This window comes from Acinetobacter sp. ANC5681 (genome assembly GCF_023488045.1).
Classification (GTDB): Bacteria; Pseudomonadota; Gammaproteobacteria; order Pseudomonadales; family Moraxellaceae; genus Acinetobacter.
This window is the reverse complement of record NZ_JAMFKZ010000008.1, coordinates 94,158-109,381: the sequence shown is the minus strand read 5'-3', so window position 1 is coordinate 109,381 and position 15,224 is coordinate 94,158. Positions and strand designations below refer to the sequence as shown.

Here is a 15,224-nt window from a genome sequence, read left to right as displayed (position 1 = left end):
TGAACCTGAACCTGAACCTGAACCTGAACCTGAACCTGAACCTGAACCTGAACCTGAACCTGAACCTGAACCTGAACCTGAACAGCGCAATCAAAATCCTCATCTCATGGTGTTTGATGCCGAGGACGGGCAGTTAATTGGATTGGATGTATCAGCGCAACAACAAACGATTCAGTCGAATATCGTTGAGGCGGATGATGTGCTGGTTTTTCCTGTTGAGCAAAATCCTCAAGTACATCTGAAGCAGCCTCAAGCTGAACAGGCACTTGATCTCATCGCAGAGCCAGTACTTAAAGCTGTTGTTTCGGAACCGATTGTGGTCGCAGATCAGCCTGTTGGATCGCCAATACAACAGCAAGATTTTGGGCAAACAGATTTGATGCCTCAAGATATTTTAAAATTGCGTGAGCAGGTTTTGGAAGGTGAGTGGAATTTGGAGAAGTGGGAATACTGGTTTAGAACCAGCCAGCTTTCACCTGCTGTTCAAGAGTTAGCTCAACATGGTGTGATGCAAGGACAGATTAACGGTACTTCTATTTTCCTGATTCCTCAAGAATATGAAGGCATGTTGTCGCAATTGCAACATGGTTTGGAGGATGCATTAAAAGAACAATGGCCACAAACGCTGTTCAGTGTTCAATATGGTGCTGTTAATTCCAATACGCCTTTAGTTATGCAGAATGAGCGTAAAGAAAGAGCTTATCATCGGGCGATCGAATTATTAAGCAAGGAACCCACAATCAAAAGCCTAGTGGAAACTTTTGATGCAGAGTTACATAACATTCAATTGAAATCTTAACGATTCTAAGTAAGATGCAAAACGGAAACGTTTTGCCTCTATTCATTTATAAGGTCAGCAGCAAATATTCGAAGAGTGTCGAGCGCATTGCATCTGGAATTGCTGTGCTTTTTCTGGTTTGTCGATCTACAAACACATGCACAAAATGCCCTTGAGCGGCTGCTTGTGTTTGATCTTGCTTAAAAATTGCCAGTTCATATCTAAGTGATGAATTTCCAATTTTGCCAATCGCTACACCAACTTCAATGATTTCTGGAAACGACAGTTCCTGTTGAAAGCTACAAGCTGAATCAACCACTAAGCCAATAACTTCACTGTTGTGAATGTCAAATTCTGTTTTTTGAATCAGTAAAGAATTAGCTGCTGTATCAAAATAACTATAGTAGGTCACATTGTTCACATGACCATAAATATCGTTATCGGCCCAACGGGTTTGGATTGGAAAAAAGAATTTAAATTGTTCGCGTCGTTTTAAAGTTGGTTTGCTCATGCATAAATCGCCTGATAGATCTGTAATGCGTCTTGCTCGGTCATTTCCCTTGGATTGTTCTGCAACAATCTGGTTTGTAGCATTGCATCTTTTGCTAACTGAGGTAATTTCGCCTCAGGAATGTCTAAATCTTTTAATTTCAATGTTAACCCACTCTGGTCCAAATGATTCTGCATATGATCAATAAATAGATCACATAAACCATCTGTGCAACCTGTACTACGTGGATCTAACAGTTGCATAAGCTCTGCATAGTGCTGCTTGGCTTTGGGTGCATTAAACTTAAGCACTTCAATTAAAACTAAGGCATTGGTATGTCCGTGTGAAAGATGGAAATGTCCGCCCAATGGATAGGCGAGAGCATGGACTGCCGCGACTGGAGCATTAGCAAATGCTTGACCAGCAAGCATTGAGCCGACCAACATATTTTGGCGAGCTTCTAAATCAGCACCATTTTTCAACACTTTAGCTAAATTATGATTTAATAATTTCAGTGCATTTTGGGCTAACATATCTGCATAGAAGTTTTTTTTAACATTTGAAGTATAGGCTTCAATTGCATGTACCATCGCGTCAATACCTGTTGCAGCCGTGATATGCGCAGGTAAGCCTTGTGTAAAAGTTGCATCTAAAATGGCCACATCGGCATATAAAATTGGTGCTACCACACCCATTTTAGTGGTTGCACCTGTTGTGACAATTGAGATTGGTGTGACTTCTGAACCTGTTCCCGCTGTTGTTGGAATAAGAATGAGTGGCAAACGAGGGGATTTGGCTTGGTTTACACCATAGATTTCACTCAGTTTTTGCTGTTGTTTAGGGTGTGCGAGCAAGGCAATGATTTTAGCCACGTCCATGGAACTACCACCACCAAAACCGATGATCACATCAATTTGCTCTTGTGTCGCAAAATCAACAGCTTCTAAAACAATATGTTCAGGTGGGTCGGCCTGAATATCGGAATAAATGATAGTCTCAAGACCTATCTGATCCAGAATGTCTAGAATGGGTAAATGAAGCTGGTGCTGAATCATGCCAGCATCAGTGACCAGAAGCGCTTTTCGATAATCATGTTGTGACAAGATGGTTCTAAGTTCCTGTATTGAACCTAAACCTGCAATAATGTTGGGAACGGTCTGGAACTGAAACTGGTTCATACGTACATCCTTATTTCTATCTTTTGACAAATCATCGTCCATACCTGACCTATGTCGCAATCATAGACAAAATGCCAACAAATTCTAATAAATACAACATTTTTATATAAGGCAACTATAGGTTTCACTGCCCAAATAAATTACCATAAGATGTTCTAAAAAGTGTAGTTTTGAGGTGATTATGCCATCCCCAATACCGTACAAGGTATTATGTGTCTGTTTAGGAAATATATGCCGTTCACCCACAGCGGAAGCAATTCTCAGACATTATTGTGATGCGCATGGTTTAAATGTATCTGTCGATTCGGCGGGTACGAGCAATTACCACCCAAACAAGGCACCTGATGCGCGAAGCCAGAAACATGCGCTACAGCGTGGCTATGATTTATCGGGCTTACGTGCCAGACAAATTCGTCTTGAGGATTTTATTGAGTTTGATCTGATTCTGGCGATGGACCATGAGAATTTTGACGATATTCAGTCCCTCATGTCGAAAGCGGTACGCCAGTTTGGTGCGGAACAGATCCGCGCCAAAATCGCATTGATGAGTGAGCATGATCCTCATTTTAACCAGCAGGCAGTGCCTGACCCTTACTACGGTGGATCGGATGGATTTGATCGAGTACTTGATCAATGTGAATCTAGCAGCCAAGCATGGGTTAACGTTTTTAAAAAGCAAATGAAAGTAGGGTAATAGGATTTAATTTAATATGCAGGTACAAGCACAAGTTCAGCTTAAAAACTTAAATACATTAAATTTGAGTGCTATTGCTTCGCATTATGTTCAAATCAATCATCCTGATGATGTGATCGAGGCATTAAACTTTGCTGAGCAACACAATTTGAATGCTTTGATTTTATCTGGTGGAAGTAATGTGTTATTACCCCAACAGATTCAAGCTTTGGTGTTGCATTTAAATATACAAGGGATAAATGTTCTCGCTGAAGATGAAAATACCATCACAGTAAAAGTGGGTGCTGGGCAAGTATGGCATGACTTTGTGTTGTACAGCACTCAACAACAATGGTTTGGTTTGCAAAACCTCGCACTCATTCCCGGCTTAGTGGGTGCATCACCTGTGCAGAATATTGGTGCCTATGGTGTTGAAGTTGGCGAGTTTATCGATTCTGTTCAAGTCTATGATCGTCAACTAAAAGTATTTGATTCTATTTCAGGTTCGGACTGTCACTTTGCTTATCGCCATAGTATTTTCAAAGACTATCCAAACCGCTACATCATCGTCAGTGTTACTTTCAAACTATTAAAAAAAGCTGATTTGAAGTTGAGTTATGGTGATCTTAAAAAAGCTGTTGGAGAGGAATTCACCGCTGAAAATTTACAAAATCAGGTGATTCATATTCGTCAAAGTAAATTGCCTGATCCAAAAGAATTTCCAAATGTTGGAAGCTTTTTTAAGAATCCAATCTTGACTGAAGCTGAATTTGGCAAAATTGTTCAACATTTTCCAAATATTCCCCATTATCCTCAAGCACATAGCAATGTTAAAGTTGCAGCGGGTTGGCTGATTGATCAAACAGGTTGGAAAGGTAAACAACTTGGTTCTGTTGGAATGTTTGATAAACAGGCATTGGTGTTAGTGAATTATGCAGATGCGACATTAGCTGATGTTAAAAATACCTATCAAACTGTACAAAGTGATGTAAAACAGAAATTTAATATTCAATTAGAACCTGAACCAGTGTTGTATAGTGAGCAAGGCTTAATCCAAGCACATCATGTATAAGGAATTTTATGGATAAAGTACATTGGATGATTGGCTTAGTACGAATCATAACTATATTTTTCGTGCTATTAGGCTGCTTTGTACTTTTTTTATATTCGCCATTTTATTCGCAATTGGTTGTAAAGGGGCTAAACCGATTTGTACCTGTTGATGTGAATGAAGTTGCTGCACAAAGTCAGAAACCAGCTGCATTAAGCGAGCATGAAACTTTGGAGCCGGGGTCTAATTTGTGGATTGCGCGCCAAGCTTATCTCAAGTTAATGGAAAAAACATTTCGGTCTGAAAAACCTGAAGATTTAAGATTAATTCAAGCACGTTATAAATTATTACAACAACTGATTACCGAAGAGCAAAAACGTGAAAATGTAGAAGAAAACCAGCAGACCAATATTCCATTAATGGCGGAGAAATCAGAACAGGAACAAGAGAGTTCTGCTGTAGCAGCAAGTACGCCAATGGATTTTTTACAGTGGAATACGCCTGATAATCAGGCTTTAATGGGAAAATATATTGCTTTTTTAGAAACATATCCTGTTGAGTTACCTGTTTATTCAGATGAAAAAGACGAGACAAATAAAGATTTAGTTGATCTGAAGAAGAACAAGGACGGAATGAACGAGTCGCAAGGATTGTCTCAGCCATATGCAATTGTTGTTTTAGGCGGTGGCTTGACACTTGGTGCAAATGGTAAAGATATTGTTGTAAATAACTATACACGTCTTCGATTGGAAAAAACTTTGCAAGTCGAAAAGCAATATCCTCTTCCTATTGTTTTAAGTGGTGTTGAAGCACCTTATATGCAAGCTTGGCTGAAAGAACGCGGTATAGAAGCGAAACTTCTAGAAAATAGAAGTATGAATACCTGTGAAAACTCCAGATTTAGTTCATTATTACTGCAAAAGAAAGGTGGCGCACCGACAGTCATTCTCATCACAGATGAATATCATATGCCACGAACAAGACGTTTATTTGCACTCAATGGAATTGAAACTGTTCCTGTGATCGCACCGATGCCAACAATATTGACAGACTGGCGACCAAGTGAACAAAACTATGATCACAGTCGTCGTGCTAACTATGAATTGCTAGCTACGATTCGTGATACGCTTTTTGGCTCAAGTGATTGTCGAGAGATACCATAATATGTCCAATATTCCATTTTTAAATCCGACAATACTTAAACAATTGGATTTACCTATCCCCAATAGAGAAACAACGCCTCAGCTTTTAGAGCCGCTTGATTTATCAAAATTAATAGAACCTTCAAAAGCACTACAAGCCTATAGAAAGCTTTATGGTTTGGATTTACTTGATTGCGAACACTGGCAAGGCTATGTTGAAATGCCATTATTTCGTTTACATGTACAAGTATTTCAACCTCAACGCGAAAAGATTTTAGGTACAGTATGCTTATTACATGGATACTTAGAACATAGTGGTATTTATCAACCCATTATAAAAGAAATTCTTGATCAAGGATTCAGTGTTATTACATACGATTTACCCGGTCATGGATTAAGTAATGGTTCACCAGCAAGTATTCAGAATTTTGACCATTACCAACAGGTTTTACATGCAGTATATGAAGCTGTTCGTGGGGCCAAACAGTTGCCTAGACCGTGGTTAGGCATTGGTCAAAGTACAGGTGGTGCAATCTGGATGCATCATTTACTGGAGTTTGCAGAACGCAGAGAAGATCCGATCGTTAATCGAGTGTTGCTCTTATCGCCATTGATTCGACCTGCAAAAACAGCTTGGTGGCATAATTCTGTTGGCTTAGGAATTATTCGTCGTATAAAGAGCCAAGTACCACGACATTTCCGTCGTAATAATCATAATCCTGAGTTTTTAAGATTTATTCGCCTAACTGATCCATTACAGCCTCGAATGATGGGGATGGATTGGATTTTAGCAATGTCCAAATGGATGTTAGAAATGGAACATCGACCTGCATGTCGTATTCCTGTATGGCTTGCTCAAGGTGCACTCGATCAAACGGTAGATTGGCGTTATAACATTGAATATATTAGACGAAAATTTAGATTACAGACCTTGTTGATGTTGGAAGAGGGTTCACATCAATTGATTAATGAGCGTGCAGATATTCGAGCTGCTTTGACTGGATTGATTCCTGCATTTTTACATGCAAAACCAAATCACCACTATTACTAGTGGTGATTTTTTATAGCTTAATCATTACTCGAATTAGAATGTATTTGCATCTGCCAATTTCCACATTCTATGTTTCCTTGGAATCAAATGGCGAATGGTGGTAGTCCATTTGTGATGGTTGTTTGCATCACTAGACAGCCAAGGTATTCCTACAAATGCTGTACTGATTTCTGCATTTGTAACAGTATTATGTGTTTTACTAAATTATGCTTTCCCAGAAAAAGCCTTCTTTTCTTGATTCAAGCATTAATGCAGTACGATCTTCAAAGTTAAGATGATGGTATGACAATTTTATATACTCCATAAACCTTTTAAATTAATTAGGGGGGTATGTCGCACTTCAAGTTTTACTCTGCCCGACATATAAAGGCTAAACTATATCTAAATGAATAAAGGGGCTGAATATTTCAGCCCCTTTATTATTGTTGAATGAAAAATAAAAGTTACTGAGGTGGGTATTCATCATAAATAAAAGGACGAATTAAATATCTAAATCCGCTAAAATTTATGTTTATCGCAAGGCAATACATCTTGTTGTGAATGATAGCTGTTGATCTATGTAAAAGGCGCGTGAATTGTTTCAATCTTTAAGTATCCAAACCCGATTGGGTGGTTTCTACCTATTCTACTATTCCATAGTGGGTACATTCATGCCTTATTGGAACTTGTATCTACAAGATCAAGGTTTTAATTATCAAGAAATTGGTATTTTGTCTTCAATTGCGATTATTACTCGTTTTTTTGCACCGCTGATTTGGGGCTGGATTGCTGATAAGTCAGGCAAACGAATGTTGCTAGTGCGTATTGCAACATGGATGGAAGCCTGCATCTGGTTTGCCATCTTTGTCATCCCGAATAGCTTTCAATCTGTTGCACTACTCATGCTGATCTTTAGTTTCTTTCAAAATGCAATTTTGGCGCAATTTGAAGGCGTTACTTTATTCTGGTTGGGGGATAAACGCGCAGAGCTTTATGGAAAAGTTAGAAAGTGGGGATCTGTTGGATTCATATTAGGCGTATTCATTATCGGAGCTTTATTAGAAATTATTCAAATTTCAATGCTACCCATTTTACTTCTAGCGGTTTCATTTTTAGCTTTTTTGTGGTCATTTAGCATTAAAGAACCTGAACATGCGCCTAGCTCGCAAAAAAAACTAGAATCTATATTACCTATTTTAAAACGACCTACTGTGGCTGCATTTTTTGCGATTGAATTTGTTTTATTATTCTCACAAGCGCCATTTTATAGTTTTTATAGTAATTTTTTAAAAGAGATTGGGTTTAGCACGACACAAATTGGAACGCTGTGGGCAACAGGCGTAATTGCAGAAATTATCATGTTTGCCATAGCGCAAAAAGTTTTCTTTACTCGTTTCTCTTGGCGGACACTAGTTGCAGTATGCTTGATTTTGACAAGTTTACGCTGGTTTTTAGTTAGTATATTAAACACACATTTTTTGGGTCAGTTATTTGCTCAATGTTTACATGCCTTTAGTTTTGGATTATTTCACTTAATTGCAATGAAAGTGATTTTTCAAAATTTTTCAGCTGAGCAACAAGGGCGGGGACAAGCACTTTACAGCACCATGTGGGGGTTAGGGGTTGCATCTGGAAGTTTATTAGCAGGGCATTATTGGCAAGTGTTTTCAGGCGCAACAATTTTCTTATATGCAAGCGGTATTGTACTCATCGGTTTGTTTTTAGTATTTTGGCTGCCGAATCAATTGGACACGGCAGCTAAAACTTAGGTTAGAGTTGAATATTCTGATATTGAGACATCCACGGTTGTGTTTGTTCTAATTGTGCTGCAAGTTGCAATAAACGATCTTCACGTCCAAAAGGTGCAATGAACTGGCTACCTAAAGGTAAGCCATTTTTGTTCCAATATAATGGGACTGACATGGCAGGTAGTCCTGTAACATTTGCTAACTGTGTAAAAGGCACCCAACTTAAATTATCCTGCACCATTTTTTCAACTAATTTACCTTGTGCCAGATAGTGCGCTTTTCCTACTTTTAACAGTCCTTTCAAGATTGGTTTTTGCCAATTAGGTGTAGCAACTTCCCCATTTTTTGGTGCGACTGATGCTGTTGTTGGGGTTAAATAAAGGTCATATTTTTCAAAGAAAATGTTCATTTGAGTGCTATAAAGTCCCCAATTATTAAGCGTATGAATATATTCTGTTGCGGTTGTCTTAGCCCCAAAAGCAGCGAGGGCAATAGAATCTAATTCGAAATCATGATCAGTTGCACCTGCCATTTGTTTAATTTGTGCCTGCATATATGAGAACTGGCTGAACCAAGTCGTTACAAAGTCTTTTCCTAATGCTAAACCATCTATTTTTGGACGATCTTCTACAACAATATGCCCTAAAGACTCCAGTAACTGAGCGGTTTGTTGAACAGCTTGAATCGCGTCTTTAGAAACTTTTGTTCCAATCGGTGATTGAGTATTAAAAGCAATTTTGAGTTTTCTTGGAGTCTGTTGAATGATATCTAAATATTTCTTTTCAGGTGCTTCTATTCTAAAAAGTGAAGTTTGTTCTGGACCTTGAACTCCATCGAGCATGGCAGCACTATCGCGAACTGTTTTGCAGAGAACATGTTGCATGGCAGCACCATGCATTGCTTCACTGTATTGTGGCCCCCAAGGTGTACGACCACGACTCGGCTTTAATCCAAATAAACCACAATAAGAAGCGGGGATACGAATTGAACCGCCACCGTCACCTGCGCCAGCAATCGGGACGATTCCAGCTGCAACTGCAGAGCCTGATCCACCCGAAGAACCACCGCTATTGTGTTTTAAATTCCACGGATTGTGGCAAGCTCCCCAAGCATCGGGTTCTGTAATTCCTTTGATACCAAACTCAGGCGTGTTGGTACGACCAAAAGTGATAATCCCTGTTTGTTCCCAGCGGTTTACAATTTCAGCATTAAAATCAGGTGTATAGTTAATTTTTTTTAGCGCTTGGCTACCATAAGAGGTTGGAATACCTTGATATTCTTGGAATAAGTCTTTGACTAGAAAAGGAACGCCTGCAAATAACCCAGAGGATTCTTGCTGTGTACGCTGCTTCGCTTGCTCATACATTGGAATAATAATGGCATTTAGCTTTGGATTGACTTGATCTGTTCGTTCTAATGCAATTTTTAATAATTCTGAAGGATGAACTTGTTTGCTTTTGACCAGTTCTGCTAATCCTAAACCATCATATTGCACATATTCAGAAAATTTCATGGCTTTTATCCCTAAAGCTAAATCTTTATAAAGTAAATAAAAAAACTGTAAATCTAGAACTAGCATACATGAAAAAATGCCATAACAATCAAATAAAATTCAAGCTAAAAATATTGTGTTTATATGGTTATGAATGCATGTTTTTCTCAAAAAATATGCTAATTTAAAGCCTTGCACCGTTTAAATTACGACTTAATTAAATCTATGAAAAATATTTATATTATTGGATTATTATGGGCTTGCTCAACATGGACTATGGCAGACACGGTCGTAAATGAAAAAGCAGTAACAGCACAACAATTGGCTAAAGCAAATGCGATTCGGGTGATAACTCGTCCTGAAATCATGGGGCTATGGGGAATGGAAATTCCTAATAATAAGAAGTGTGTCGAATACTATAATTTTCGTGGAATGAATGAGGTCGTAATTAAGAGTAACCAAGAATGGTCTTATGGTTTATATGATTATCAACCTTCAGAAGATCATAAAGAGCGTTTACCTGCATTAGTTTTACAGATTAAGTATGACAATAATCAAATGGATTGCTCAGGTCAAACACTAGACCAAACTGGTGAAGTTTCGCAATATTTTGTGAAATGGGAAAATGATCACACCATTAATTTTTGCGCCAATGAAAAAGGCGAAAAATGTTTTGCGACATTACGCCGTGTGCTACCTTAGAAAGATTGAATAATAAAAAAGCCTCTTAACTTAGAGGCTTTTTTATTTATGCTTTTTCAGCTTTCGGTTCAAGCTGTTTTAGCAGATGCTTCTCTAGATAATGAATATCCATAGCTTGTTCACAGAAGTTTTTATCCTGCAAAATAAGATCTTTGTGTAATGGAATATTGGTTTTGATTCCAGTCAAAATCATTTCATCTAAAGCTTGACGCATGCGAGCTAAAGATGTTTTGCGATCTTTACCATGAGCGATGAGTTTTGCAATCATCGAATCATAATACGGCGGAATACTATAGCCTTGATAAATATGAGAATCTAAACGAATACCTGCGCCGCCGGGTGCATAGAAGTTTTCTATTTTACCAGGAGAAGGTAAGAAGGTGGTCGGATCTTCAGCATTGATACGGCATTCAATCGCATGACCTTTTACTTCGACTTCATGCTGTTCAATATTTAAACCTAAACCAGCCGCAATCCGCAGTTGTTGTTCAATAATATCAATGCCAGTAACCATTTCAGTTACAGGATGCTCAACTTGAACACGAGTATTCATTTCGATAAAGAAGAATTCGCCTTCTTCAAATAAAAACTCAAAAGTTCCAGCACCACGGTATTGCATCAACTTACAAGCATTGACACATGCTTCTAAAATATCAGCACGTGCTTGTTCTGGTAGATTTGGAGCAGGTGCTTCTTCTAACACCTTTTGATGACGACGTTGTAAAGAACAGTCTCGGTCATATAAATGGATTGCATGACCGTTACCATCACCTAACACTTGAACTTCTACATGGCGAGGTTTCTGTAAGAAGCGCTCCATGTATACAGTATCATCACCAAACCACATCTCAGCATCACGTTGTGCAGCTTGAACTGATTCAAGTAATGTGTCGACACGTTCAACGATACGCATACCACGACCACCGCCGCCTGATGCTGCTTTGACGATCAACGGGAAGCCAATTTCTTTTGCTTCAGCAAGTGCATTGTTAATCGTTACAGCATGGTCACATCCAGGTACGGTGGGTACGCCAGCCTTTTTCATGGCAATAATCGCGGATACCTTGTTACCCATAAGACGAATGTGTTCAGGGCGAGGACCAATAAAAATAAAACCTGAGCTTTCTACAATTTCAGCAAATTCAGCATTTTCAGACAAAAAGCCGTATCCAGGATGGATGGCATCCGCACCTGTAATTTCTGCAGCAGTAATAATTGCAGGAATATTTAAATAACTTTCACTTGTGGTACCCGGCCCAATACAGACAGCTTCATCAACGAAGCGTAAATGCATTAAGTCTTTGTCAGCATCAGAATAAATACCCACTGTTTTAATGCCAAGCGTTTTACAAGCTCGCGTAATTCGTAAGGCGATTTCACCGCGATTTGCAATTAATACTTTTTGCAACATTAGAATCCCCAAATTAATTAGGCGCGGTAGCGGAAAAGTGGTTGACCAAATTGGATCACTTCTCCATTTTTTACCAAGATTTCTTCAATCACGCCGCTTTTAGTCGCCTCAATTGGGTTCATGATTTTCATCGCTTCGATGATACCCAGTGTTTCACCCGCAGAAACTGTTTGACCTACATTTACGAATGGGCCTTCGCCTGGGCTTGGTGCAGAATAGAACACACCAACCATCGGTGACGTTTCTACGGCGCCACGAGGTGTTTTTGCCGCTGGAGCCGCAGGAGCAGAAGCACTAGGTGCTGCTGCCAAAGGTGCCGCTGCGTAAACTGGAGTAGGGCGAGTTAATGAGATGGATTGATCACCTTCCTTAACTTCAATCGCTTGTAAGTCAGATTCAATCATCAAATCGATGAGTTTCTTGATTTTACGGATATCCATGAGTGAGCATTCCTGAAATGTATAAATTAGTTAGAAGATTGAATTTTTTCGATTGCAAAATCGAGAGCAAAGGAGTAACCCTTCGCACCTAAGCCACAAATAACACCAATGGCTTTGTCTGATAAATATGAGTGATGACGGAATGATTCACGGGCGTGAACATTTGACAAATGAACCTCAATAAATGGAATCGCAACGCCAAGAAGGGCATCGCGTAGAGCAACTGAAGTATGAGTCAAGGCTGCAGGGTTAATAATGATAAATTTAACCCCTTCAGTTTGTGCTTGATGAATGCGATCGACAATCGCACCTTCCCAGTTGCTTTGAAATGTATCTAGTGTAAATGATGCTTGCTGAGCTTGAGTAGTGAGTTGCTGGTTAATATCATCTAAGGTGAGATAACCATAAACCTCTGGTTCGCGTTTTCCTAGCAAGTTCAAATTCGGTCCGTGAATTACCAAAATGGTTGAGCTCATTCAGCCTGCTCCAGTTCTAAATCTGCAAATGTTTTTTGCAAGATGTCTGCAAAGTTTGCTTATTATGGCACAAAATTCTGCATTTTTTCTTATAATTTCTTTTAATGGATGAAGAAAGTTGCATACCAAGCATGCTGCATATAATGAAAACTTTGCAAGGAAATGGCAATGTTAAAATATGACAAATTTCAGGCTTATTTATTTTTCACTATTTTAAACTGAATTACCTTATTTCGTTCATGTAATTTGTGTAACTCGAAGGTCATGTAATTCATTGATTTGCTTTTTTGAAACTTAAATTGAGTTCTAATTAGTTCATGTGTTTATTTCAAGCTATGAATATTTTTTTATTCTAAACTTTTGAAAAATATTTGTTTTAATTCTAATGGATTTTTTAAAATTAGTATAAACATACTTCTAAAGAGAGCAGTGGATGAAGCGTCGTGATACTGAATTATAAAAATATGCTAGTTTAGATTGATAATAAGCATTAGCTTCAATTTGACATTGAGTTCAAGCTCGTGGGTAGGGGGGGTGATTAAATCGACGAAAGTGGCTTATTGGCAAAAAAGATGAATTGTGAAGTTTTGTATGGCTGCTAATGACATGAAAATGTCCGAAAAAGATAAATTGCATATAGATAGTATAGCTATTACATAAGAGATCGCTCTCGATTGGCAGAATCTCTTATGGGTCTTTTCAAAGCTGTCTTTTCACAAGACAGCTTTTTTTATCACGAGTTCTCTTATTTTGATGCTGCTAAATAAGTATCTAATAGTAGAAAACTTTGTGCTTTATTTTCATAATCTATAGAACCTACAGGCAAATTGTTCCATTTTTGCATTTGCTGAAATAACCATTCAAAATCTGTACTTTTAGGTATAGCACTACTTTTAACGAAGTTCCGAATTATACCTTGGATCGTATAGTATTTTTCAACATGAATGCTTGGCGAACATTCAAACTGGATGACATCAAAATCAATTAAAAGTTGCCAGACAGGTTCAAAATCTTCTAATACACGTAACTCTTGTTGAGCCTGCAAGATTGCGCGAGTTAAGGCAATTAATGTATTTGGATGCTGTTGAGCCCACTCTTGTGTTACAGCTAGAACTTTATCCGCAACATTGGGAATGATGTCTTGGCTCGAACCGACAATTTGCCCTAATCCCGCCAATTCTGCCTGAGTATTCCATGGCTCGCCAACACAAAAACCATCAATTAAATGGTTATTTAACGCTTCTACCATATATGGAGGTGGTAAGGTTTTGACTTGTATTGAATGTGCCAGTTCAGAATCTGCTAATGCTAACCATTCTCTTAAGCAATAATGATGGATGGAATGCTGGAAAACATGTCCTAAAGAAACCACATAATTTTTTTTCATGTGTTCTACTAATTTTTTAGCTGATAGCTCTACAGCATCATATTTCTTTATATCTAACTGATAACATAGTTTTTGACTTAAACTTATAAAAGCTCGATTTTCACTGAGAACGAGTGGTGTTTGTAATGGAATACCAATTTGATCAGCACCTATTGCGGCTGCAGGTAACATGGCAGATAAACAATGTGCAGCATCTAAAAGACCAAAAGCCAGTCGATCACGTAGGCTTGCCCAAGAAGCTTCTTTGGTTAAGGTAACATTTAGACCTACTGCTTCAAACAAACCACGCTGTTTTGCCCATAATAAGGCAATACAATCGAGCAAAGGGATGTAGCCAAGTTGCAATTCACTTTTTTCTAAACTGCTCATTTATTCATCCCTTAATTGATTGTTCAAAAGCTGTTGTGCATCGAGCAAGCGACGTGCCATTTCACCGATGGTCATACGATGACTCATCGCATTTTTTCTTAATAATTGGAATGCTGTATCTTCAGTGAGACCGTGAAGTTGCATCAGTAAAACTTTCGCTTTTTCAATATCTTTTCGATCTGCGAGTTTTGTTTTTGCATCTTTTAGATCACATTCAAGTTTTTTATGCTTTTTATATTGCTCAATCGAAATATCCAGAATGGTATGTAAACGACTTGGATCAATACCATCAACGATATAAGCGGTAATCCCTGCATCAATCGCCTGTTTAATCATATCTCGGTCAGTGTTCTTGGTGAATAATACCGTTGGTAAGTCAAAATTGCTTACGCAACTCTCAATTACATCACGATGAGGGTGATCCATATCAAGCAAAATAACATCTGCTTGAAGATGTTCTAATTTAAAAACATTGAGGTGATCTAAAGTCAAACTAGCAACGACATCAAAGTCATGTTGAATTAAACATGTTTTAATGTATTCAGCTCGAGCCTGATCATCATCTATAAGTGCGATTTTGAGTTTCGGCATAAATATAAAGTCAAATTCTAAGTCAATGCACATTTAGCATAATGCGCTTTAAGTATTTTTTTGAAGCAAAATTAATGCCATGAGGAATGATCTATTCAGTGCAGGCATTACTTTAGCCTCGATTCTGTGCGCTTTATTGTATCGTTGCAGCTAAGGGAAACAAATAAAAAATGGATATGATCTTTGTTAAAAATAATTAATGTTCATTGTTGGTGCATAAAAAGAATTATTTTGAAGCATGTTTAATTGTGCTTTAAAGCAGTTCA

General features: G+C 38.3%; 14 protein-coding genes and 2 pseudogenes. 8 read left to right on the top strand and 8 right to left on the bottom strand.

What is annotated here, in order from left to right; all coding sequences use genetic code 11:
• Positions 1-799, top strand: a pseudogene (locus M5121_RS07170) (DNA polymerase III subunit gamma/tau); the annotation flags it as partial.
• 46 nt (positions 800-845) lie between these two features.
• Here the strand turns inward: M5121_RS07170 and M5121_RS07165 are convergent.
• Positions 846-1,289 carry an acyl-CoA thioesterase gene (locus M5121_RS07165; protein WP_249570757.1) on the bottom strand — a complete coding sequence of 148 codons (444 nt, stop codon included), beginning with the start codon at positions 1,287-1,289 and terminating at the stop codon, positions 846-848.
• Complete coding sequence (locus M5121_RS07160; protein ID WP_249570756.1) at positions 1,286-2,446, bottom strand: iron-containing alcohol dehydrogenase; 1,161 nt, start codon at positions 2,444-2,446, stop codon at positions 1,286-1,288. Before M5121_RS07160 ends, M5121_RS07165 begins: the two co-directional genes overlap by 4 nt.
• A 181-nt stretch (positions 2,447-2,627) precedes the next feature.
• On the opposite strand from M5121_RS07160, the gene M5121_RS07155 reads away from it, so the two are divergent.
• From M5121_RS07155 to M5121_RS07130, 6 genes and pseudogenes are all read left to right on the top strand, one after another.
• Positions 2,628-3,140: a low molecular weight protein-tyrosine-phosphatase gene (locus tag M5121_RS07155; RefSeq protein ID WP_087545801.1), complete on the top strand. Its 513-nt coding sequence runs from the start codon at positions 2,628-2,630 to the stop codon at positions 3,138-3,140.
• Positions 3,141-3,156: 16 nt separating this feature from the next.
• A complete protein-coding gene (gene murB, locus M5121_RS07150; protein WP_249570755.1) occupies positions 3,157-4,191 on the top strand; it encodes a UDP-N-acetylmuramate dehydrogenase in 1,035 nt (344 codons plus the stop codon).
• A gap of 8 nt (positions 4,192-4,199) precedes the next feature.
• A complete protein-coding gene (locus M5121_RS07145) occupies positions 4,200-5,333 on the top strand; it encodes a YdcF family protein (protein ID WP_249570754.1) in 1,134 nt (377 codons plus the stop codon).
• Between the two features lies 1 nt (position 5,334).
• The gene (locus M5121_RS07140; protein WP_249570753.1) at positions 5,335-6,363 is read left to right on the top strand and encodes an alpha/beta hydrolase; all 1,029 of its coding nucleotides are present in this window, start codon (positions 5,335-5,337) and stop codon (positions 6,361-6,363) included.
• 66 nt (positions 6,364-6,429) lie between these two features.
• Positions 6,430-6,592: pseudogene (locus M5121_RS07135) on the top strand (aromatic amino acid transporter AroP); the annotation flags it as partial.
• Between the two features lie 346 nt (positions 6,593-6,938).
• Complete coding sequence (locus M5121_RS07130; protein WP_249570752.1) at positions 6,939-8,111, top strand: MFS transporter; 1,173 nt, start codon at positions 6,939-6,941, stop codon at positions 8,109-8,111.
• 1 nt (position 8,112) lies between these two features.
• Here M5121_RS07130 and M5121_RS07125 read toward each other — a convergent pair whose 3' ends face one another.
• On the bottom strand, positions 8,113-9,603 hold the full coding sequence (locus tag M5121_RS07125) for an amidase (RefSeq protein WP_249570751.1): 1,491 nt from the start codon (positions 9,601-9,603) through the stop codon (positions 8,113-8,115).
• 204 nt (positions 9,604-9,807) lie between these two features.
• Here M5121_RS07125 and M5121_RS07120 point away from each other — a divergent pair, with 204 nt between their 5' ends.
• The gene (locus M5121_RS07120) at positions 9,808-10,284 is read left to right on the top strand and encodes a hypothetical protein (protein WP_005160433.1); all 477 of its coding nucleotides are present in this window, start codon (positions 9,808-9,810) and stop codon (positions 10,282-10,284) included.
• 46 nt (positions 10,285-10,330) lie between these two features.
• On the opposite strand, the gene accC is transcribed toward M5121_RS07120, so the two are convergent.
• From accC to M5121_RS07095, 5 genes are all read right to left on the bottom strand, one after another.
• Entirely contained in the window at positions 10,331-11,695 is a 1,365-nt protein-coding gene (gene accC, locus M5121_RS07115; protein ID WP_004661970.1) for an acetyl-CoA carboxylase biotin carboxylase subunit, read from the bottom strand.
• A gap of 17 nt (positions 11,696-11,712) precedes the next feature.
• Positions 11,713-12,135 carry an acetyl-CoA carboxylase biotin carboxyl carrier protein gene (gene accB, locus M5121_RS07110; RefSeq protein WP_005160413.1) on the bottom strand — a complete coding sequence of 141 codons (423 nt, stop codon included), beginning with the start codon at positions 12,133-12,135 and terminating at the stop codon, positions 11,713-11,715.
• A gap of 26 nt (positions 12,136-12,161) precedes the next feature.
• Positions 12,162-12,611, bottom strand: a complete 450-nt coding sequence (gene aroQ / locus M5121_RS07105; protein ID WP_005160410.1) for a type II 3-dehydroquinate dehydratase — start codon at positions 12,609-12,611, stop codon at positions 12,162-12,164.
• 745 nt (positions 12,612-13,356) lie between these two features.
• A complete protein-coding gene (locus M5121_RS07100; protein ID WP_249570750.1) occupies positions 13,357-14,367 on the bottom strand; it encodes an ABC transporter substrate-binding protein in 1,011 nt (336 codons plus the stop codon).
• On the bottom strand, positions 14,368-14,958 hold the full coding sequence (locus M5121_RS07095) for an ANTAR domain-containing response regulator (protein WP_249570749.1): 591 nt from the start codon (positions 14,956-14,958) through the stop codon (positions 14,368-14,370). It abuts the gene before it with no gap.
• Positions 14,959-15,224 lie beyond the last annotated feature (266 nt).

Excerpts from the sequence above, each read along its gene's own strand:
- M5121_RS07165 (WP_249570757.1), bottom strand. The coding sequence starts at position 1,289 with ATGAGCAAACCAACTTTAAAACGACGCGAACAATTTAAATTCTTTTTT.
- M5121_RS07160 (WP_249570756.1), bottom strand. The coding sequence starts at position 2,446 with ATGAACCAGTTTCAGTTCCAGACCGTTCCCAACATTATTGCAGGTTTA.
- M5121_RS07155 (WP_087545801.1), top strand. The coding sequence starts at position 2,628 with ATGCCATCCCCAATACCGTACAAGGTATTATGTGTCTGTTTAGGAAAT.
- murB (WP_249570755.1), top strand. The coding sequence starts at position 3,157 with ATGCAGGTACAAGCACAAGTTCAGCTTAAAAACTTAAATACATTAAAT.
- M5121_RS07145 (WP_249570754.1), top strand. The coding sequence starts at position 4,200 with ATGGATAAAGTACATTGGATGATTGGCTTAGTACGAATCATAACTATA.
- M5121_RS07140 (WP_249570753.1), top strand. The coding sequence starts at position 5,335 with ATGTCCAATATTCCATTTTTAAATCCGACAATACTTAAACAATTGGAT.
- M5121_RS07125 (WP_249570751.1), bottom strand. The coding sequence starts at position 9,603 with ATGAAATTTTCTGAATATGTGCAATATGATGGTTTAGGATTAGCAGAA.
- M5121_RS07120 (WP_005160433.1), top strand. The coding sequence starts at position 9,808 with ATGAAAAATATTTATATTATTGGATTATTATGGGCTTGCTCAACATGG.
- accC (WP_004661970.1), bottom strand. The coding sequence starts at position 11,695 with ATGTTGCAAAAAGTATTAATTGCAAATCGCGGTGAAATCGCCTTACGA.
- accB (WP_005160413.1), bottom strand. The coding sequence starts at position 12,135 with ATGGATATCCGTAAAATCAAGAAACTCATCGATTTGATGATTGAATCT.
- aroQ (WP_005160410.1), bottom strand. The coding sequence starts at position 12,611 with ATGAGCTCAACCATTTTGGTAATTCACGGACCGAATTTGAACTTGCTA.
- M5121_RS07100 (WP_249570750.1), bottom strand. The coding sequence starts at position 14,367 with ATGAGCAGTTTAGAAAAAAGTGAATTGCAACTTGGCTACATCCCTTTG.
- M5121_RS07095 (WP_249570749.1), bottom strand. The coding sequence starts at position 14,958 with ATGCCGAAACTCAAAATCGCACTTATAGATGATGATCAGGCTCGAGCT.